General features: G+C 69.1%; 20 protein-coding genes and 1 tRNA gene. 7 read left to right on the top strand and 14 right to left on the bottom strand.

The genetic code is table 11. The annotated features are described in order from the left end of the window. Positions 1 to 75: 75 nt before the first annotated feature. The 8 genes from BLU81_RS27695 to BLU81_RS27730 form a co-directional block, all read right to left on the bottom strand. Positions 76 to 381 carry a hypothetical protein gene (locus BLU81_RS27695; protein ID WP_231954913.1) on the bottom strand — a complete coding sequence of 102 codons (306 nt, stop codon included), beginning with the start codon at positions 379 to 381 and terminating at the stop codon, positions 76 to 78. A gap of 65 nt (positions 382 to 446) precedes the next feature. Continuing rightward, positions 447 to 1,916: an FAD-dependent monooxygenase gene (locus BLU81_RS27700; protein WP_092547508.1), complete on the bottom strand. Its 1,470-nt coding sequence runs from the start codon at positions 1,914 to 1,916 to the stop codon at positions 447 to 449. 14 nt (positions 1,917 to 1,930) lie between these two features. Beyond that, on the bottom strand, positions 1,931 to 3,277 hold the full coding sequence (locus BLU81_RS27705; RefSeq protein WP_172890844.1) for a dipeptidase: 1,347 nt from the start codon (positions 3,275 to 3,277) through the stop codon (positions 1,931 to 1,933). A 57-nt stretch (positions 3,278 to 3,334) separates the two neighbouring features. Then, positions 3,335 to 4,414: a M48 family metallopeptidase gene (locus BLU81_RS27710; RefSeq protein WP_092557729.1), complete on the bottom strand. Its 1,080-nt coding sequence runs from the start codon at positions 4,412 to 4,414 to the stop codon at positions 3,335 to 3,337. A gap of 99 nt (positions 4,415 to 4,513) precedes the next feature. Further along, on the bottom strand, positions 4,514 to 6,037 hold the full coding sequence (locus tag BLU81_RS27715) for a cobyric acid synthase (RefSeq protein ID WP_092547512.1): 1,524 nt from the start codon (positions 6,035 to 6,037) through the stop codon (positions 4,514 to 4,516). Further along, a complete protein-coding gene (locus tag BLU81_RS27720) occupies positions 6,034 to 7,080 on the bottom strand; it encodes a cobalamin biosynthesis protein (RefSeq protein WP_231953543.1) in 1,047 nt (348 codons plus the stop codon). The genes BLU81_RS27715 and BLU81_RS27720 overlap by 4 nt, the downstream gene beginning before the upstream one ends. An 87-nt stretch (positions 7,081 to 7,167) precedes the next feature. Beyond that, complete coding sequence (locus BLU81_RS27725; RefSeq protein ID WP_231953544.1) at positions 7,168 to 7,632, bottom strand: hypothetical protein; 465 nt, start codon at positions 7,630 to 7,632, stop codon at positions 7,168 to 7,170. A gap of 300 nt (positions 7,633 to 7,932) precedes the next feature. Then, positions 7,933 to 8,610, bottom strand: coding sequence for a single-stranded DNA-binding protein (locus BLU81_RS27730; protein ID WP_231953545.1), 678 nt, complete (start codon positions 8,608 to 8,610; stop codon positions 7,933 to 7,935). An 82-nt stretch (positions 8,611 to 8,692) separates the two neighbouring features. Here BLU81_RS27730 and BLU81_RS27735 point away from each other — a divergent pair, with 82 nt between their 5' ends. The 3 genes from BLU81_RS27735 to BLU81_RS27745 all read left to right on the top strand — a co-directional run bounded on the left by BLU81_RS27735 (position 8,693) and on the right by BLU81_RS27745 (position 10,434). Beyond that, complete coding sequence (locus BLU81_RS27735) at positions 8,693 to 9,775, top strand: alpha/beta hydrolase (RefSeq protein WP_092547515.1); 1,083 nt, start codon at positions 8,693 to 8,695, stop codon at positions 9,773 to 9,775. Positions 9,776 to 9,788: 13 nt separating this feature from the next. Next, positions 9,789 to 9,861 (top strand) — tRNA-Arg (locus tag BLU81_RS27740). 369 nt (positions 9,862 to 10,230) lie between these two features. Then, positions 10,231 to 10,434: a DUF397 domain-containing protein gene (locus BLU81_RS27745; RefSeq protein WP_092547518.1), complete on the top strand. Its 204-nt coding sequence runs from the start codon at positions 10,231 to 10,233 to the stop codon at positions 10,432 to 10,434. Between the two features lie 11 nt (positions 10,435 to 10,445). On the opposite strand, the gene BLU81_RS48645 is transcribed toward BLU81_RS27745, so the two are convergent. After that, positions 10,446 to 10,712 (bottom strand): hypothetical protein, encoded by a 267-nt coding sequence (locus BLU81_RS48645; protein WP_157751813.1) that lies wholly within the window; start codon positions 10,710 to 10,712, stop codon positions 10,446 to 10,448. A 149-nt stretch (positions 10,713 to 10,861) separates the two neighbouring features. Between BLU81_RS48645 and BLU81_RS27750 the strand changes: the two genes are divergently transcribed. The 4 genes from BLU81_RS27750 to BLU81_RS27765 all read left to right on the top strand — a co-directional run bounded on the left by BLU81_RS27750 (position 10,862) and on the right by BLU81_RS27765 (position 13,331). Continuing rightward, on the top strand, positions 10,862 to 11,107 hold the full coding sequence (locus tag BLU81_RS27750; RefSeq protein WP_092547521.1) for a hypothetical protein: 246 nt from the start codon (positions 10,862 to 10,864) through the stop codon (positions 11,105 to 11,107). Between the two features lie 4 nt (positions 11,108 to 11,111). Next, the gene (locus BLU81_RS27755; RefSeq protein ID WP_092547524.1) at positions 11,112 to 11,405 is read left to right on the top strand and encodes a hypothetical protein; all 294 of its coding nucleotides are present in this window, start codon (positions 11,112 to 11,114) and stop codon (positions 11,403 to 11,405) included. Positions 11,406 to 11,584: 179 nt separating this feature from the next. Beyond that, positions 11,585 to 12,370 carry an SAM-dependent methyltransferase gene (locus tag BLU81_RS27760; RefSeq protein ID WP_092547527.1) on the top strand — a complete coding sequence of 262 codons (786 nt, stop codon included), beginning with the start codon at positions 11,585 to 11,587 and terminating at the stop codon, positions 12,368 to 12,370. A gap of 70 nt (positions 12,371 to 12,440) precedes the next feature. After that, positions 12,441 to 13,331: an SPFH domain-containing protein gene (locus tag BLU81_RS27765; protein ID WP_092547530.1), complete on the top strand. Its 891-nt coding sequence runs from the start codon at positions 12,441 to 12,443 to the stop codon at positions 13,329 to 13,331. A 7-nt stretch (positions 13,332 to 13,338) separates the two neighbouring features. Here BLU81_RS27765 and BLU81_RS50925 read toward each other — a convergent pair whose 3' ends face one another. The 5 genes from BLU81_RS50925 to BLU81_RS27795 all read right to left on the bottom strand — a co-directional run bounded on the left by BLU81_RS50925 (position 13,339) and on the right by BLU81_RS27795 (position 17,830). After that, a complete protein-coding gene (locus BLU81_RS50925; protein ID WP_231953546.1) occupies positions 13,339 to 14,310 on the bottom strand; it encodes a hypothetical protein in 972 nt (323 codons plus the stop codon). A gap of 90 nt (positions 14,311 to 14,400) precedes the next feature. Next, on the bottom strand, positions 14,401 to 15,564 hold the full coding sequence (locus BLU81_RS27780; protein WP_092547533.1) for an ABC transporter permease: 1,164 nt from the start codon (positions 15,562 to 15,564) through the stop codon (positions 14,401 to 14,403). A gap of 1 nt (position 15,565) precedes the next feature. Beyond that, positions 15,566 to 16,225, bottom strand: a complete 660-nt coding sequence (locus BLU81_RS27785; RefSeq protein ID WP_092547536.1) for an ABC transporter ATP-binding protein — start codon at positions 16,223 to 16,225, stop codon at positions 15,566 to 15,568. Next, a complete protein-coding gene (locus BLU81_RS27790; RefSeq protein WP_092547539.1) occupies positions 16,222 to 17,274 on the bottom strand; it encodes a peptidoglycan-binding protein in 1,053 nt (350 codons plus the stop codon). Before BLU81_RS27790 ends, BLU81_RS27785 begins: the two co-directional genes overlap by 4 nt. A 1-nt stretch (position 17,275) precedes the next feature. Continuing rightward, positions 17,276 to 17,830: a hypothetical protein gene (locus tag BLU81_RS27795; protein WP_157751814.1), complete on the bottom strand. Its 555-nt coding sequence runs from the start codon at positions 17,828 to 17,830 to the stop codon at positions 17,276 to 17,278. Positions 17,831 to 17,936 lie beyond the last annotated feature (106 nt).

Below are 17,936 nucleotides of genomic sequence, written 5' to 3' on the forward strand. Positions count from 1 at the left end.
GGAGCCAAGCCGCCAGGGGCAGGCCGCCAGGGTTCAGGTAGACGGAGCCAGGCCGCCGGGGTCAAGCCGATGGGATCAGGCGGCCTTCGGCTCTGCGATGCGGAAACCACGGGCCCGGACCGCGTCGGCGACACGGGCCAGCTCGGCGTCGAGGGAACAGAGCACCTTGGAGAGGTCGTCGAGGTGATCGGTGATGGTGGCGTCGTCCCACCCGGAGACGTCGACGTCGCCCAGAGCGCGCGCCGCGGCCCGGAGCCGGGCGATCGCCTCGATCCGGTCACGGGTGCGGAGGCGGCCGAGTGAGTCACGCGGGCCGGAGGTCACCCGGGCCGCGCGACTCGCCAGTGCGGACGAGAGAGTCGGTGCATTTATCGAACGCATGTTCGAATCCTACATGGAATGATCGTGCCTGACACCCCTGCGATCCACTCTGTGGACAACGGATTTCACCTGGCCATGGCATGCCGGAACACCGTGTCGGCCTCGTCCGGCTCGGCACGCGCGGCAACGAATCCGTCCGGTCTCACCAGGTAGAGCAGACCGGGCCGGAGAGCCGTTCCGGGCGCCGGCGGGAACACGTGCAACGGCACCCCGAGGTCGGGCGCGTCCTCCGCGGAGACGCCGCCGTAAGCGTGGATCTGCCAGCAGGCGGCGCGCAGGGCGACGTGGTTGGCACCGGCCCACGGCAGGCGGCGGCCGACCACCGGGTCCCGCCGGCCGGTCGGCGCACCGGCTTCCAGGGGGTAGTGGATGCGGATCTGGGAGACGTACTGGAACAGGCGGGAACCACCGGCGACGCGCGGCAGCAGCCGGACCGCGATCGGGGCGAGCAACGGCACGACAGCCTGGCGCAGCAGGCGGATCGGCGGGCGGGTCGAGGTCACCAGGTTGAAGAGCCGGTCGGTGGTGGCGACGAGTTTACGGGCGACCGGGCGGCGCTCCGCCTCGTACCGGTCCAGCCATCGGTCCTTGCGGGTGCCGTGCAGCACGTCGGCGAGTTTGAACGCCAGGTTGTGGGCGTCCTGCAGCCCGGTGTTCATGCCTTGGCCGCCGACCGGTGAGTGCACATGGGCGGCATCGCCGGCCAGGAAGAACGGCCCGTCCCGGAAGGCCGCCGCCACCCGGTGGTGCACCCGGTAGGTGGCGAACCAGCGGGCTCGGTCGTAGGTGACGCCGTAGGTGCGGCGCATCCGCGCGCGGGCGTCGTCCTCCTCCAGCTGTCCGTTGCCGTCGGTGTCGCGGACCAGGCCGATCAGGCGCCAGACCCCACCGCGCATCGGGAACGCGAGCAGGAAGTCGGCCCGCTCCGGGCGCACGTTGACCGCGTCGGGAACCAGGCCACGAGCCCCGACGGCGTCGAGGACGAAGAACCGGTGCGGGTTGGTGACCCCTTCGAAGGCGATCCGGCGGGCCTTGCGGACCACCGAGTTCGCCCCGTCGCAGCCGACACAGAACCGGGCCCGGACGGTGTCGTTGGCGACTTTCGCCTCGATACCGTCGTCGGTCTGCACGACGGCGGTGACCGGCGACTCCCAGAACACCCGGCCGCCGAGTTTCTGCAGGTTCTCGTACAGGATCTCCTCGTTGCGGCTCTGTTCGAGGATCTCGAGGAACGGGAACGCCGTGACCCCCTCACCGAGCCGGCCCAACGGAACCCGGCCGAAGGCCCGCGCACCGAACCCGGGCGCGACCGCCTCGGCCCGGTGCGCGGCCTCCAGAACCTGGTCGCCGATGCCGAGCTGGTCGTAGATCTCCAGGCTGCGCGCCTGCACGACGAGCGCCCGGGACTCCCGGGTCGGACCGTCCTTGCCGTCGGCGACGATCACCCGCACCCCGAGCCTGGTCAGCCAGTTGGCGAGCATCAGCCCGGTCGGACCGGCGCCCACCACCAGGACGTCACACGACAGCTCGGCCATCAGCCACCCCGTTTCTACTTCGTCAGAGTCTCCGCAACGTTCTTGAGCAGCAGGGCTTCAGCGACACAGACCCGCTCGAACTCGCCGAGATGCAGGCTCTCGTCCGGGCCGTGAGCCGCCGAGAACGGGTCCTCGACACCGGTCACCAGGATCGCGGCGTCGGGGAACAGGTCCTGGAAGGTCGCGATGAACGGGATCGACCCGCCGACACCCATGTCGACCGGCTCGGTGCCGTCCCACGCGTCCCGGAACGCGGCGCGGGCGGCGTCGTACACCGGGCCGGTCGCGTCGATCACGCACGGCAGACCGTCGCTCTCCAGGGTGACCTCCAACTGCGCACCCCACGGAACGTTCTTCTCCAGGTGGTCGCGGACCGCCTGGAACGCCGACTTGGGGTCCTCCCCCGGCGCCAGCCGCACACTGATCTTGGCTTTGGCGGACGGCTGGAGCGCGTTGGCGGCCACCAGGGTCCCCGGGGCGTCGATGCCGAGCACCGAGATCGACGGCTTGGTCCAGATCCGGTCGGTGATCGTGCCCTTGCCGATCAGGTCGACGCCGTCGAGGATGCCGGCCTCGTGCCGGAACCGGTCGGCCGGATAGTCGACGCTCGCGCCCTCACGGCCGACGAGGCCGGACACCGCCACCTCACCGGAGTCGTCGTGCAGGGTCGCGATCAGCCGGGACAGGGCGATCAGCGCGTCCGGCACCGGACCGCCGAACATGCCGCTGTGCACCGCGCTCTTCAGCACCCGGACCTCGGCGAACAGGTTGACCAGGCCGCGCAGCGAGGTGGTCAGCGCGGGCTGACCGATGTCCCAGTTGCCGGAATCGGCGATCACGATCACGTCGGAGCGCAACTCCTCCAGGTGCTCGTGGATGATCGTGTCGAGGGAGTCGGAGCCGTACTCCTCCTCGCCCTCGACGAAGACGACCACGCCGACCGGCAACTGGTCGCCGAAGGCCCGCAGTGCTGCCACGTGCGCCATCACACCCGCCTTGTCGTCGGCGGCACCGCGGCCGTAGAGCCGCCCGTCCCGCTCGACCGGCTCGAACGGGTCACTCGTCCACAACCCCGGGTCACCGGCGGGCTGCACGTCATGATGCGCGTAGAGCAGCACGGTGGGCGCTCCGGCCGGGGCCGCCTTACGGCCGATCACCGCGGGCTGGCCGCCGTGCCGGACGATCTCCGTGTCGAGCCCGCAACCGCGCAACAGCTCGGCGACCGCCTCCGCGGACCGCTCGACGTGCGAGTGGTCGAAACCTTCGAAGGCGACACCCGGGATCCGCACCAACCGCTCCAGGTCGGCACGGACACCGGGCATCTCGCGCCGGATCGCGGCGCGCAGATCGGATTCACTCAGGCTCATGTCGCCGATCGTAGGCCCGCGGTGTGACAACGATCAGGCCCGGCCGGGGCATCACGCCTGCGGCGTACCGTCCCCGCCGTTGTCCTGGCGGCCACGCCGGGCCGCGTCGGTGGCCCAGTTGTAAGCCTTGCCGGCGGCTGAACCGGCCAGGTCGGCGGCACCACCGCCGAGCCGCCGCACCAGACCGACCAGCGGATCCTGCGAATTCGCGAAATCCTCCCGGTACGCCTTGGCGGCCGCCTTCACGTCCTCGGTGACCGACGCGTCGCCGTCGGAGTCACGACGCTGGTAGTCGCCGGCGACGATCTGCGCGTACTCCCCGGAATCGATCCATTTGCGCAGCTCAGCGGCTCGCGCCACCGGCACCGGGTGGCTGCTCCAGGCGGTCAGGCCGATCTTGTGAAGGCTGTCGCGCAGGTCACCGCCGCCCTCGTACTCCGCGGCCTGCTCCAGGAACGCCGCCGTGTCGATCTGCGATAGATCGCCACCACCCGCGAGTTTCATCAGAAGGCGCAACGAGGCGGCTGGGTCCTGACCGGCGAGCAGCCCGGCCCGGTCCGCGGACAGCTCCGCTTTGCGCCACCACTCGTACATCGCCGCGATGATCGCCCGCAGCGCCATCACACCGACCGGCAACCAGCTGATGGTGGCCAGCCAGCCGGTCAGGATCTGCATGATCGTCTTGTAGACGGCGTGACCACTGCGCACGTGGCCGATCTCGTGGCCCAGCAGCGCCCGCAGCTCGTCGTCGTCGAGCTTGTCCACCGCGCCGGTGGTGATCACGATGAACGGCCGCTCCAGACCGATCGCCTGGCCGTTGATGACCGGGTTCTGCGACACGAACAGCTCCGGCAGCTCAGCCACGTCGAGCGTGCTGGCCGCCTCGGTGAAGCGCTGGTAGACCCGCGGGTACTGCCGGTGGTCGACACGGATCGCCCCGGCCAGGAACTGAAGGCGGAACCCGCGCTCGTTCCACATGCCGAAGAACGTCTTCACCACGTCGTCGAACCCGCGCAGCTCCCGCAGCGCGGACAGCGCGCCCCGGTCAGCGGGATGCTCCCAGGCCCGCGAGCTGATGCCGGTCAGAGTCACCCGACGGCGTGCCGGCCGGTTGTCGTCCTCGGTCGTCATCTGCACCACCCCGTTCTCAAGCGTTTCCGGGCCCTTTTCCGGCCCAAACGTACGCCGTGCCCGCAAGAAATGTCCCGGCCCGCGACCCGGAGAAGACCCCTACGGGGCACCCGGGGGCAGGAACGGCAGACCCTCGGGCGGGCCCTGTTCGATCAGCCGCCACAGCGCCTCGGTGTCGAGATGCTCAGCCACCAGATCACCCAGAACGTCCAGGGCACGCTCCCGGATCGTCGCGAACCGGGTGTCCGGGGCCACCGTGAAACCGTGCCGTCCGGCTTGGCGGGCCGCCTCGGTGAGGAACCGGCGGCGGAACTCGTCCGACTCGAAAGCGCCGTGCCAGTGCGTGCCGGAGACGTTCCCGGCCACCGCGCCCTCCGGACGGCCGTCGTCGTGACGCAGCAGTGGTTCGGGGGTACCCGCCGAGACGAAGCCGTGGTGGATCTCGTAACCGCTCACCGGCACATTCATCGCCGAGCCGGCCGGCCGGGCGAGCGTCTTGGACGCGGCGAACGTGATCTCGACCGGCAGGAGGCCGAGGCCGGGCACCGTACCCGAGCCGCTCTCGATGTCGTCGTTGATCTTCTCGGCGAGCATCTGGAACCCGCCGCAGATGCCCAGCACCGGCTTGCCCGCCGCGGCGTGCGCCCGGATCGCGTCGGCCAGACCGGTCCTCCGCAGCCAGGCCAGGTCGTCGACGGTGGCCTTCGAGCCGGGGATCACGACCAGGTCGGCGTCGGCTATCTCGGCCGGTTCGACGGTCAGGCTGACCCGGACGCCCGGTTCGGCGGCCAGCGCCTCGGCGTCGGTGGCGTTCGAGATCCGCGGTACCCGGACGACCGCGACCCGCAGCCAGGCGGTCCCGTGCGGAGGTCCGGGACGACCCAGGACGCGGCCGTACGCCAGGGAGTCCTCGGCGTCCAGCCAGACATCCGGATGGAACGGCAGCACACCGTGCACCGGCCGCCCCGTCGCCTTGGTGATCATGTCGAGTCCGGGCCGGAGCAGACCGAGGTCGCCCCGGAACTTGTTGATCACGAAGCCGGAGACGAGCGCCTGATCCTCCGGTGACAACAGGGCCAGCGTGCCGAAGAACGCCGCGAACACTCCGCCCCGGTCGATGTCCCCGACCACGATCGCCGGCAGACCGAACCGCCTGGCCAGGCCCATGTTGACGAAATCGCCGTCCCGGAGGTTGATCTCGGTGGGGCTGCCGGCACCCTCACAGATCACCGCGTCGTACTCGGATCGCAGCTCGTCCAGCGCCGCGAAGGCGGTCGCCGCCAGCCGTGGCCGCAACGTCCGATAGTTGCCGGCCGTCACCGTGTCCACCGCCTCGCCCAGCAGAACCACCTGGCTGGACCGGTCGCTGCCCGGTTTCAGCAGAACCGGATTGAACCGCAGGTCAGGGGCCAGACCACAGGCCGCGGCCTGCATGGCCTGAGCCCGGCCCAGCTCCCCGCCACGCCCGTCGGCGGTCACCACGACAGCCGAGTTGTTGGACATGTTCTGAGCTTTGAACGGAGCCACCCGGACCCCGTTGCGATGCAGCCACCGACAGACCCCAGCGGTCAGCACACTCTTCCCGGCATCCGACGTGATCCCGGCGATCAACAATCCGCTCATGACACAAAAAAGCGGGATCTGCGGGTACGCGGGGAGAACGGTCGCGTGGTCGGCCCTTCGGGCCCCGCCCCGCCCCCGCCGCCACCTCGTCCTGCTGTGATCACCCCTCGGGCCGCCGCCACGGCAGCCGCCAGGGCCACGGCGACCGCGCCCACCGCGCCGGACACCCGTGCTGCCCGGCGTAGGTGTTTCGCTGACGGGCGGGGGCCGTCGCCGAGGAACGGTCTGGTCTCACTGCGGCCGAAGTAGACGTTGCGGCCGCCGAGCCGGACCCCGAGCGCCCCGGCCATCGCCGACTCGCACTGGCCGGCGTTGGGTGACGGGTGGTCGGCCCGGTCCCGTTTCCAGACGCGCCACGTCTCCCCCGGCGTGCCACCGGCGATCGGTGACACGGCGATGGTGATCAGCCCGGTGAGGCGGGACGGCACCAGGTTGAGCGCGTCGTCGAGCCGTGCCGACGGTGTGCCGAACCGCGCGTACCGCTCCGAGCGGTGCCCGACCATGGCGTCGAGCGTGTTGGCGGCCCGGTATCCGAGTAGTCCGGCGGGTCCGAGGAGCGCTCCCCAGAGCAGGGGTGCGACGACGGCGTCGGAGGTGTTCTCGGCGACGGATTCGACGGTGGCGCGGGCTAGTTCGGGTTCGTCGAGGGTGGACGGGTCGCGCCCGCACAGGTGGTTGAGCCGGCCGCGGGCGGAGGGCAGGTCTCCGGCGTCGAGGTGGCGTGCCATGGTGCGGGCCTCACGGCGGAGGGTCCGGCCGCCGAGAACGGTCCAGGTGGCGGCCGTGGTGACGGCGAACCGGGCGGCGGGGTGGTTGCGGGTGGCTCGGGCGGCGGCGAGCCCGGCGAGTGCGGGCGCGCCGACGGCGATGGCGGTGAAGAGTGTTCCGGCTCGGCGGTGGGGGCGGTAGACGCGGCGTTCCAGGGCTCCGGCCGTGGTGCCGAAGCCGGCGACCGGGTGCAGGCGCCGTGGGTCGCCGAGCGCCGCGTCGAGCAGGTATCCGGCGACGAGTCCGGCCGCGTCCGCGGTCCACCGTGGTGGCACTGTGTGTTCCTTACGTGTGGGTTGCGTCCGCGGCCGGTTTCCGTGGCCGGTTTCCGTGGCCGAACAGGGTTCCATCGGCCGGGGGTTTCAGCGGCCGAACGGGGTGAGGTCGAACGCCCAGACGGCGAGCGCCGGGGGTTCGTCGGTCTCCGGGAAGGGGACGGGTTCGAGTTCGCCCCAGATGATCGAGCCGGGTGCCCGATCCTCCAGGAATTCGACCACGATGGCCCGTAGGTCTTCGGTGATCTGGTAGTCGTCGACGAGCGGCAGGTCGCTGGGTTTTCGGGTGCCGGCCGAGCAGCGGAGCTGCCCGGCGACGGCGTCGTGCCAGACGTAGAACGTGGCGGTGCCTTGATGCCCGGCGTCGGCCACGAGGGTCCGCAGTCCGGCGGCCGTCTCCTCGAACGCGGTCACGACCTCGTCCGCGGACAGGCTGAAGCGCTCGTGGGGCGGCGCGCCGAACCAGTTGGTGTTGGCGTTCTCGGCAGTCGGGTCCTCCGGCGACAGCACCACTGTCTCGGTCACGATGGCGCGGATGTCCTTCAGCAGCACGGGTTCAGTTTGCCGGGTGACGATGCGTCAGGCCTACCCGGGCCGCTCCGACAGGTGGGTGTTTCGGTCGGCACTATCGGCCCATCCCGATAGAAGGAATCATTCCTCGTGAAATAACTTCACGGCGTACGCCCGGGTATCGCCAGATAGATCCCTTCTTCTTCGGGTGTTTCGGGGTGGGCCGCGGCGGCCCGGCCTTCGCCTCTCGCCGGTGAGGCGGGCCGGGCCGCCGGGGCACCCGTCGTGACCGGGCTCCTCAGGGGTTGGAGCCACAGGTCAGCGACGGTTCACGGGAAGGTCTCAGGCGGCGATCGGCTCGCGGCTGGTGGGGTCGGGCTGGGCGACGGTCTCGGCGGCCTCGTCGACGATTCCGGCGACGACCTCGAGGAAGGTGGGTGCGACCTCGTCGGGCATGCCGTCGCCGAACCGGACGGGGGCTTCGCCGTCGAGGAGGGCGTCGGTGGGCTCGCCCCGGACGACGGTCTCGCTGTCGGGTCCTTCGAGGGTGCTCTGCGGCACCGGCTTGTTGCGGTAGAGCCGGGTGCGGCCACGGGCGAGGTCGTGGCCGACGGCGAGTGCCTCCATCTCGTAGGAGACGCGGTTGTTGTTGTCGTCGTCGATCCAGTCGCGGGTGAAGATCCGGCCGTAGACGACGACGGGGTCGCCGACAGTGATCGAGGAGGCGACGCCTTCGGCGAGGCGGCGCCAGGCGGTGACGCGGATGCGGAGGACGTCGCCGTCGATCCAGCGGTTGGTCTCGCGGTCGAAGCGGCGGGCGGTGGAAGCGACCCGGAAGTTGGCGACGAGCTGGTTGTGGGTGGTGGTGCGGCGCCACTCGGGTGCGGTGAGGACGTTGCCGACGACGGCGATGTTGGTCTCGAACACGGTGTTTCGCTCCTTCTGGGGCGGGTGGTCGTTGCGGTGCGGGTTCGAGAGTGCGTCACCGACGATGATCTTGCGAACACGGATTGTGGACAACGGCGAACTGTGGACGACGAGCAGACGACGATCGGTGATCTGGTATGGCGCGCAGGCCTCTACCGATGGGTAACCTGGTGGCGTGGAGACCGACGTCCTCGGACTGCCGTACGAGCGGCACACCATCGACCTGGGCAGTGACGACGAAGGTCCGGTCGTGGCGACCCTGGTCCGGCGCCGGGCGGCGAACCCGACGCGGCGGGCCGTGCTGCACGTCCACGGGTTCGTGGACTACTTCTTCCAGACCCACATGGCGGACTTCTTCGTCGAGCGGGGCTGGGACTTCTACGCGCTGGACCTGCGGAAGTACGGCCGTAGCCTGCTGCCGCATCAGACGCCGAACTTCGCCCGCAGCATGACCGACTACTTCCCGGAACTGGACGAGGCGGCCCGCATCATCCGCGAGGAGGACGGCCACGATCAACTGCTGGTCACCGGCCATTCCACCGGCGGTCTGATCACCTCGCTGTGGGCACACACCCGGCGCGGGCGGGGACTGGTCGACGGACTGTTCCTGAACAGCCCGTTCTTCGACTTCAATCTGCCGTGGGTGATGCGGCGACCATTGATGTCGATGGTGCTGGCGGTGACCGGGCGTTACCCGTACCGGAAAATGCCCGTCGCGAATCTGGGTCTTTATGGCCGGAGCCTGCACCATGAACACGACGGCGAGTGGAGTTACGACCTGGCCTGGAAACCGATCACCGGTTTCCCGGTCCGGATGGGCTGGCTGGAAGCGATCCGGCGAGGGCAGCACAAACTGCGGTCCGGCCTGTCCATCGATGCGCCGGTCCTTGTCGCTTGCTCGACGCGTACGTTCCGGGGGCGCGCGTGGCACGACGACATCCGGGTCAGCGACTCGGTGCTGGACGTCGACCACATCACCCGATGGGCTCCCGGGCTGAGCCGGCAGGTGACGATCGCGCGATTCGACGGCGGAATGCACGATCTGACGCTCTCCGGCAAGGAAGTACGCGCCGAAGTGTTCCGTGAAGTGGGCCGTTGGGTGGACGCTTTCCTACCGGCACCAGGCACTCCGGAGGCGGCGATCCCACCCGCGCCGGAGGACCGAGCGGGCATAGCCACCGCCTTGGAGGCAGCCGAGGCGGCGGTCGAGAACCGCACCACGGACGAGGCGGACGACAAGTCCGGCGCGACCGCCTAGTATGTGCTGGCCAGCGCTCGTAGCTCAGCGGATAGAGCAACGGACTTCTAATCCGTCGGTCGCAGGTTCGAATCCTGCCGGGCGCGCTTGTTGAACAGCAAAAACACGACCCCCGAGCACCTCTCGGGGGTCGTTCTCGCTGTCCGGACCGAGCTCAGACAGCGTCTTCGGGCGCCCGGTTCCGAAGGCCCCACGCCACGAGCAGGTCACGAAAGTCATCGGAGTGCACCGAACCCGCCATCACCGATCTGAATCCCTACGTCGGTATCTGCTGGAAGCATGGCGATCTTTTGCATCCACTCGTCTCGCAGCATCGCACCCATCTTCTTCGATGGAACGTGAACCGCCGGAGGTCACGGCTTACGGGGCGATCTGGTCAGATCTCGTGGACAGGGTGGCCGCTGGTGCGACCGAATCCAGGGACCTCATCGAAGCCTGAGTGAAGGAGTGGTCACATGCATGACCTCAGTGATGCCCAGTGGCGCAAGAGCTCCCGTTCCGGCGGCGACGGCGGCAACTGTGTCGAGGTGGCCACCGACATGCAAGGGGTCGTCGCTGTCCGGGACACCAAGGGCAGAGATGGCGGGACACTGCTTTTCACGCCGGCTGGATGGAGAGCGTTCATTGATGGAATCAAGGAGGGCGACTTCGATCTCTGACCGACGAGGTATCAGGTCAACGCACACCCTGCGGTAGACCAGACAGCCGCGATGGCCTTCACTGCCGCTTCCCGAGTGAACCGGCCAAGGAGATCGCCGCTGGTACCGGGCCGCCTGATGCAGGCGTGGATCCAGCCGCTGTATCCGCCCATGATGCTCACCTTGAGAACGACGCCAAGCACGACCTCACGCTTCGCGAGCGAAACTCGACGCTCCGAAACCAGCTCTAAGCACGAGTTTTTGCACATCTGGCCATCAGCTTGAGCCCAATCGCCCATGCGCCCATGGTGGTACATTGGGCAAGTGGGCAAGGGCAGCCCAATGCACCACCACCCCTGATCCAAGATTTACATGCTCGACCGAGAGACGGCCTCGACGAGAAAGCACGGGCCGACTCCAAGCACCTTCCAAGAGGGGCGACGCACACATGACCATCACAGAACAGCTCATCGAGCTGGACGCCCGACGGCGCACGACGCTGCGCATCGGAACCCACAGTCGCTACCTGGCCACCGAGCACGAGGACGGCACGATCGTTCTCGAGCCAGCGATCGTGCTCACCCAGCACGAACTTGCGCTGCGCTCGAACCCCGGCCTGGTAGACCGCATCGAAGAATCGATGCGCAACCCCGCCGCTCGCACTCGCCGCGGACGGCCGACACCGAAGGAATGAACAGTTGCTCGAACCGGCGTACGGGATCGGCGTTGATTCCGTCTTAGATGAGATCGAGAACGACGACTCTCGGTCTCGGCTTTACAACAGGATCGTCGAAAAGCTCAACTTCGTCTGCGACCACCCGGACTCCGCACAAGCCCGGCAACACGCGATTCGATTGGAGAGCCAGAACACGATCTGGCTGGTGACCGTCAGGGAACCCAGCGAGACGGAAGACTGGGGCATCCTCTGGACGCCCGAGGGCGGCGACGCGCTGTTCCTGTACATCGGGCCTTGGCCACCAGCCAAGGTCTGACGCGAGAATGTTGAAGCCCCGGCGCACCAAACTCGCCGGGGCTTCAACATTTTCTACCTCACTAGACCTGATCTTGCCAGAGGTTCAGACCATTGCTTCGGGAGGGCGTGGATCCAAGCGAGATGGCGGGAATCCAATGAAGCCTTGCGCGAGCGGATCGGGTGTCGTAGAACGGGCGGATGGCATCCACGGATGACGATCTTCGGGCTGAGGTGCCGCATGCGGCGCGGATCTGGAACTACTGGATGGGCGGGAAGGACAACTTCGCGGCTGATCGGGCTGCGGGAGACGCCGTTGCCCAGGTTTATCCGGAGATTGTGCTGATGGCTCGGCAGTCTCGGCGGTTTCTGGTGCGGGTGGTTCGGTATCTGGCCGCTGACGCCGGGGTTCGGCAGTTTCTCGACATCGGCACGGGGCTTCCTACCATGCAGAACACGCATCAGGTCGCCCAGGCGGTGGCGGCGGATTCGCGGGTGGTCTATGTGGACAACGATCCACTGGTGCTGGTGCACGCCCGGGCGCTGATGTCGAAGAGCGACAGCACGGTGCACGTGGATGCCGACTATCACGAGCCGGAGCGGATTCTGGACGCGGCCCGGAAGGTGCTGGACTTCGAGCAGCCGATCGGGGTCATGTTCATGGGGGTGCTGGGTTACGAGCCGGATCTCCAGGTCGTGGCGTCGATCGTGAATCGGGTGATGGCGGCGGTTCCGGTGGGGAGTTACCTGGTGTTGTGGGACGGCACGAACACCACGCCGGCCGTGGTCGAAGGGGCGGAGCGGCTGGTGCAGGGCGGTGGGATGCCGTACATCCTGCGCAGCCCGGACGAGATCGGCGGGCTGTTCAGCGGCCTGGAGCTGGTGGAGCCGGGTCTGGTGCAGCTCACCGGGTGGCGGCCGGACGGTGAGGTCGAGTGGCTGGACGCGTACGGCGCGGTGGGCAGAAAGGTCGCAAGATCGTCGTGAGAATGTCGCACCAAGGTCATAGGAATGCCCTGACCTGCGACAACTTGTCGTCGTGCCCTATCGTCACGGCATGTTCGTCTTCGGTGTTCTTCTATTCGGTGTGGCGGTTCTCGCTCTGCTCACCGGTGTCCTGACCAAGGTCCCTTCGGTACGGCGTAATGCCTACCTCGCGTTCGGTGGCAGCTTGATCCTGTCGGTGGCGGTGATCGTCACGTCCAGTATCACGGTGGTGCCGACCCGGAACGTCGGTATCGTGACGGCCTGGAACAAGCCGACCGGGCGCACCACCGGCGCCGGTCTGCAGTGGACGCTGCCGTGGCAGGGGATCGACGAGTGGGACGCCTCGGGGCAGACGTATTCACATCTCGGTGACCAGTGTGTGTGGGTGACGATCGCGGCGCAGCGGCGCGCGTGCATCCCGGTGCAGATCGAGTGGTCGGCGAAGGCTGAGAAGGCGCCGGAGAACTGGGCGGCCTACCGTGAGGTGGGGAGCAAGTCCCGGTTCGAGGTGTTCATCGAGCGGCGGGTGAACCCGCAGATCAACGGTGCGATGACGTCGATCTTCGCGACGTTCGACCCGCTGGGTTCGGTGGATCCGACCAGTGGGGACGCGCCGGCGCCGGATCTGAACAAGACCTACAAGGACACCCTGATCCAGGCGCTGAATCTGGAGCTGGGTGACGAGATTGTGGTGAAGTCGGTGGCGTTCGAGTCGCCGCAGTACGACGAGCCGACCACGCAAGCGATCGCGGCGTACGGCCAGAAGATTCTGGAAGCCCGCAACCTGGAGATCGACAAGGCGAACGCGAAGACCCGGGCGGAGATCACCCGAACCGACGCGAGTGTGGATCAGGTGGCCCGTTGCCTGCAGATCGCGGAGAAGCTGGGCAAGGAGCCGGGGCTGTGCATGGGTGGTTCGGTGTCGTTGACCCGCCCGGTCGAGACCGGGCAGGGCAACTGACCGCGAACTAGCGGACCCGGACCCGGACCGAGTCGAGGGCGGGCGTCTGGTTGGCGCGTTCCATCATCGGGATGCGGTGTGACCCGTCGCCTGCCCAGGCGGAGCACTGGAAGGTGCCGGCCTGCGCGAGCCCGGGAACCTGGATGGAGACGGTGTCCGCCTGAGCGCCACCCTTGTTGTCCTCGGTGGCGACGAAGAACGCCGGCACCGGCTCCGGCGCGGGCGCCTGGTTCTGGCTGTCCAGGATCCGGCAGGCGGTGTGGAAGTGGCCACGGACCAGGCCGTTCTGCAGAACGCTGCTCTCCACGTAGTAACCGCCCTGGCCGGCCGCGAGGAAACGGTCCCGGATCAGGTTGCGGGTGCTGACCTGCAGCGTGAAGGGCTGGTTGCGGCGGACCTGGCCCGGTGCCCGGGTGATCAGCAGGGTCGAGTTGTTCGCGGCCGCGCCGACCTCACCGAATTCGGTGGAGACGCAGCGGTTGCCGATCTGGAAGCCGTCGTGCGGCGCGAGGTTCGACGTGTCGCACGTGTTGGTGAGGATGCCCAGGTTGTTGCCGGGTTCGGCGGCCGCGGGCGTGGTGACGACCGGCGCGGCGCCGTTCTCGTTGAGCGTGCACGTCGCCAGGGTCTCGGCCTTGAGATCGGGCCGGGCGGCGTTGCGGGAGATCGCCGTCTCGATCCGGTTGATCGCGGCGAAACGCTTGTCCTTCAGCGGGCCCAGGATCGCGTTCTGGATGAAGCCGGCCCCACCCTGTCCGACGGTGGCCGCGATCCGGTTGTTGGCCTCGTTGATCTGCTGATCGAGCAGCCGGAGGTTGTTGTCCACTTCCGCCTGGGCCTGCGCCGGAACGTTGACGTTGACGGTTACCTGCGGACAGTTGACGGTCGGCACGGCGGCTTCGGCGGCCGACGCGATTCCGATTCCGGCACTCACCATGGTGACGGCGAGACCAGCGGTGATGACAAGTTTTCGGCGCATTGACCTGCTACTTCCCCGATACGCGATGGAACGCTTCTCCCATCGATACGGGAACGCTCCCAGGACGGATCAAATGCGGACGGGAGAAATTCAGGCGAGTGCCTCGGCCGGAGCCAGCCGGGCCGCCCGGATCGCCGGGTAGAGGCCGGCCAGCGCCCCGATCAGCAGGGTGGCGGCCAGACCGCCAGCGACCGCCCACAGTGGTACGACGGGCGGCCAGTCCTGTGCCGACGCGTAGGCGGCGGTCACCACCGAACCGGCGGCCACCCCACCGGCCCCGCCGATGATCGACAGCAGCAGGGACTCGGCGACGAACTGGGTGCGGATCTGGCCGCGCGTGGCGCCGAGGGAACGGCGCAACCCGATCTCGGCTCGCCGCTCCAGCACCGAGATGACCATGGTGTTGGCCACGCCGATGCCGCCGACCAGCAGCGCGACAGCGCCGAGCCCGAGGAGCAGGGCGTTGAAGGTGCTGGCGGTGGCCCGCTGGGCGACGAGCGCGTCGGACGGGTTGGAGACGTCGACCTCGTCGGGGCTCTGCGGGTTCGCGGTGGCGGCCAGCACCGACCGGACCGCTTCGACCTGCGCCTCGGCCGAGCGGGTGTAGACGCGGGTGGCGTGGCCGTCGAAGTCCAGGTAGGTCTCGGCGGCGTCCCAGCCGATGAGGACGGCGGTGTCGAGTTCGGGGGCGAGCGCGACCGGTTCCAGGACTCCGGCGACCGGCAGGTAGCGGCCCCCGAGGTAGACCGCCGGCACGTCGCCGAGGCGATGAGCGGCGGTGGCGCCGAGGACGACCGCCGGGTAGTGGGCGGTGGCCGCGTTCAGCCAGGCACCGTGGGCGAGGGTGGCGTCGACCGTGTCGAGCAGGTCGAGTTGCGCGGCGTACACGGCAAGTCCTCCGGTTTCGCCCTGGGGTATGTGTTCGGTGCGGTAGACGGGCGTGTCGCCGACCGCGCCGACCGCGCTGGCCGAGGTGACCGGGCCGATCCGTTCGATCATCGGCAGGGCCTCGTCGGGCAGGGTGGCGTCGGCGCCGAACATGGTGCGGCCGGGGGCGACGGTGAGCATGTTGGTGCCGAGGGCGGCGAGCTGATCGTCCAGGTCGGCCTGGCCGGAGGCGGAGACGCCGACGACGGACACCATCGCGGCGATACCGATGGCGATGCCGAGCGCGGAGAGGGTGGCCCGCAACGGGCGCGACCGTAACCCGTACCCGCCGAGTCGCAGATAGTCCGACGGTCGGAGCGTGGCCATCTCAGATCACCCGCCCGTCACGCATCGGCACCTGACGGGGCAGGGAACCGGCGATCTCGTGATCGTGGGTGATCACCAGGACGGTGGTGCCGGCCGCGTTGAGTTCCCGCAGCAGGTCCATCACACCGGCGCCGGCCGCCGAGTCGAGATTGCCGGTGGGTTCGTCGGCGAGCAGCACGGCCGGGTCCCCGGCGACCGCGCGGGCCACCGCGACGCGCTGTCGTTCGCCGCCGGAGAGCTGGTGGGGGCGATGGCGGAGGCGGTCACCGAGGCCGACCCGGACGAGGGCGGTCTCGGCGATCCGGTCCCGGTCCTTTTTCGGTACGCCGGTGTAGAGCAGCCCGTCGGACACGTTGGCGATCGCGTCCCGTCCGGGGGCGAGGTGGAACGACTGGAAGACGAAGCCGATCCGGCGGGCCCGCAGTGCGGACAGTCGCCGGTCGGTGAGCCGGGCGATGTCGTGGCCGTCGATGTGCACGGTGCCGGAGCTGGGCCGGTCGAGGGTGCCGATCAGGTTGAGCATGGTCGACTTGCCGGAGCCGGACGGCCCGACGATGGCGATCAGTTCGCCGTGCCCGACGGTGAGGTCCACGTCGCGCAGCGCGGTGACCCCGCCGGGGTAGCTCTTGGTGACTCCGGCGAGTGCGATCACCGGGGTCATGACGGCACCTCCACCTTCTGGCCCTCGGCGACGTCGCCGGTGACTTCGACCCGCCCGTCGGCGAACAGCCCGGTCTCGACCGCGACGATCCGGGTAGCGGTTCCGTCGACGATCCGCAGGCCATAACCGCCTTCGGCGAGAGCGAGAAGCGCATTGATCGGTACGGTGAGAACATCCGCCCGTTGCGAGGCGGTGAACTCGACGGTGACCGTGGCGTCGTCCAGTCCCACCGGCGCCTTGTCGAACCCGACGGTCACCACGATCTTGGTGGTGTCCTCGCCGTCCGGGTTCTCCGACTCCTCGACGGTCGTCTCCACGCCGGTGATCCGGCCGGTGACCTCGGTGCCGTCGGGCAGGGTCAGGCCGGCCGCGGCGCCGTTGCGGGCGAGCCGCTGGTCCTCGGCGTCGAGTTCGACGGTGACGATCCGGCTGGTGGCCGAAGTGGACAGCAGTTCCGCGCCGGCCTGCACGGCCGCTCCGGTGTCGGCCGTGTGCGAGGCGACCCGGACGGCCCCGGTGGCGTAGACGACCCGGCCCAGCTCGACCGTGCCGGTCTCGGCCAGTCCCAGGTCGTCCTGCCACTGTTCGACGGCGTCGGCGGTGACCCCGGTGTAGTCGCCGTCGACGGTGAAGCCGCGGTAGCCGAGCGCCCACAGGTTCTTCTCGAACTGCCGCACGTCGGCGCCCTCGTCGCCCGGTTCCAGGGTCCGGTACGCGGGCAGGGTGCCGTACAGAAGGATCACCGGTTTGTTGTCGATCTTGTAGATTTTTCCGCCCCTCTTGACGGTGGAACCGGTCGCGGCCAGGGCGGTCACCGTGCCGGCCAGCCGGGTGGTGCGGGTGGTGGTGTCGCCGAAGCCGAGGGTGCCGCCGTGGCTCTGTTTGTCGACGAGGGTCTGCCGGGTCACCGCGGCGGTCGCCGCCGGCACACTCGCGGCCCGGGCCCCGCCACCCTCGGCCGAAGGCAGGCCACCGGTGATCAGATACGCGGCCACCCCGGCGGCGGTCAGTGCCACCGCCACCGCGGCGGTCGTCCACTTCCGTCGCATGTCAGTTCCCCCGCACTGCCGGGCCGCCGCCGGCCCGGTTGGTCCCGCCGCCCGGCAGGTACTGCGAACAGGCCTGCTCCGCCTTGTCGAAGACCGGGTCGCCGGGCTTGACACTCAGGCCGTCCCCGATCGAGAGACCGCCGCCGGCTTGCGGATCCGGGAAGTCGGGCACTCCGTTCTCCCGCATGCACTTCGACATCAGGCGCAGTTTCTCCAGGTCCGCGGCGGTCGGCCCGCCCTTGTCGGTGCCGCTCGGCGCGAACTTGCGGCACTTCTCCATAGCCGCGGCGAACTCCTCCCGCTGCACGCCGTCCGGAACCCGGATCTCCATCGGCTGCCCGGGGCCCGGCGGGTCCGGGAACCAGGTCATCCCCTCCGCCCGCATGCACTGGGCGTGCTTGAGCGGGGCGTCCGGGTCGAACGACGCCGAGGCCGACGGGGAGGCCGGCGCCGGTTTGTCCACGCTCGCCACGGACGGCTCGTCCACCGCCGGCTTCGCACATCCCGCGGTGAGCGCCAGCAGCCCACCGAGCACCACGATCGCTGTCCTTCTCATCTCGCCCTCTCCCCGGCGGCCAGGACGGCCGCCACGCACCGAAGTAGAGCCAGCGCGGTGTCTCTCCGGCGTCACGGAAAACGATGACGGCGAGGTGACAGCGGGC

Origin of the sequence: Actinoplanes derwentensis (assembly GCF_900104725.1) — a bacterium.
Lineage (GTDB): Bacteria > Actinomycetota > Actinomycetes > Mycobacteriales > Micromonosporaceae > Actinoplanes > Actinoplanes derwentensis.

Coding starts and splice junctions, on each gene's coding strand:
- BLU81_RS27695 (WP_231954913.1), bottom strand. CDS start 381: ATGCGTTCGATAAATGCACCGACTCTCTCGTCCGCACTGGCGAGTCGC.
- BLU81_RS27700 (WP_092547508.1), bottom strand. CDS start 1,916: ATGGCCGAGCTGTCGTGTGACGTCCTGGTGGTGGGCGCCGGTCCGACC.
- BLU81_RS27710 (WP_092557729.1), bottom strand. CDS start 4,414: ATGACGACCGAGGACGACAACCGGCCGGCACGCCGTCGGGTGACTCTG.
- BLU81_RS27715 (WP_092547512.1), bottom strand. CDS start 6,037: ATGAGCGGATTGTTGATCGCCGGGATCACGTCGGATGCCGGGAAGAGT.
- BLU81_RS27745 (WP_092547518.1), top strand. CDS start 10,231: ATGCATGACCTCAGTGATGCCCAGTGGCGCAAGAGCTCCCGTTCCGGC.
- BLU81_RS48645 (WP_157751813.1), bottom strand. CDS start 10,712: ATGGGCGATTGGGCTCAAGCTGATGGCCAGATGTGCAAAAACTCGTGC.
- BLU81_RS27750 (WP_092547521.1), top strand. CDS start 10,862: ATGACCATCACAGAACAGCTCATCGAGCTGGACGCCCGACGGCGCACG.
- BLU81_RS27760 (WP_092547527.1), top strand. CDS start 11,585: ATGGCATCCACGGATGACGATCTTCGGGCTGAGGTGCCGCATGCGGCG.
- BLU81_RS27765 (WP_092547530.1), top strand. CDS start 12,441: ATGTTCGTCTTCGGTGTTCTTCTATTCGGTGTGGCGGTTCTCGCTCTG.
- BLU81_RS50925 (WP_231953546.1), bottom strand. CDS start 14,310: ATGCGCCGAAAACTTGTCATCACCGCTGGTCTCGCCGTCACCATGGTG.
- BLU81_RS27780 (WP_092547533.1), bottom strand. CDS start 15,564: ATGGCCACGCTCCGACCGTCGGACTATCTGCGACTCGGCGGGTACGGG.
- BLU81_RS27785 (WP_092547536.1), bottom strand. CDS start 16,225: ATGACCCCGGTGATCGCACTCGCCGGAGTCACCAAGAGCTACCCCGGC.
- BLU81_RS27790 (WP_092547539.1), bottom strand. CDS start 17,274: ATGCGACGGAAGTGGACGACCGCCGCGGTGGCGGTGGCACTGACCGCC.
- BLU81_RS27795 (WP_157751814.1), bottom strand. CDS start 17,830: ATGAGAAGGACAGCGATCGTGGTGCTCGGTGGGCTGCTGGCGCTCACC.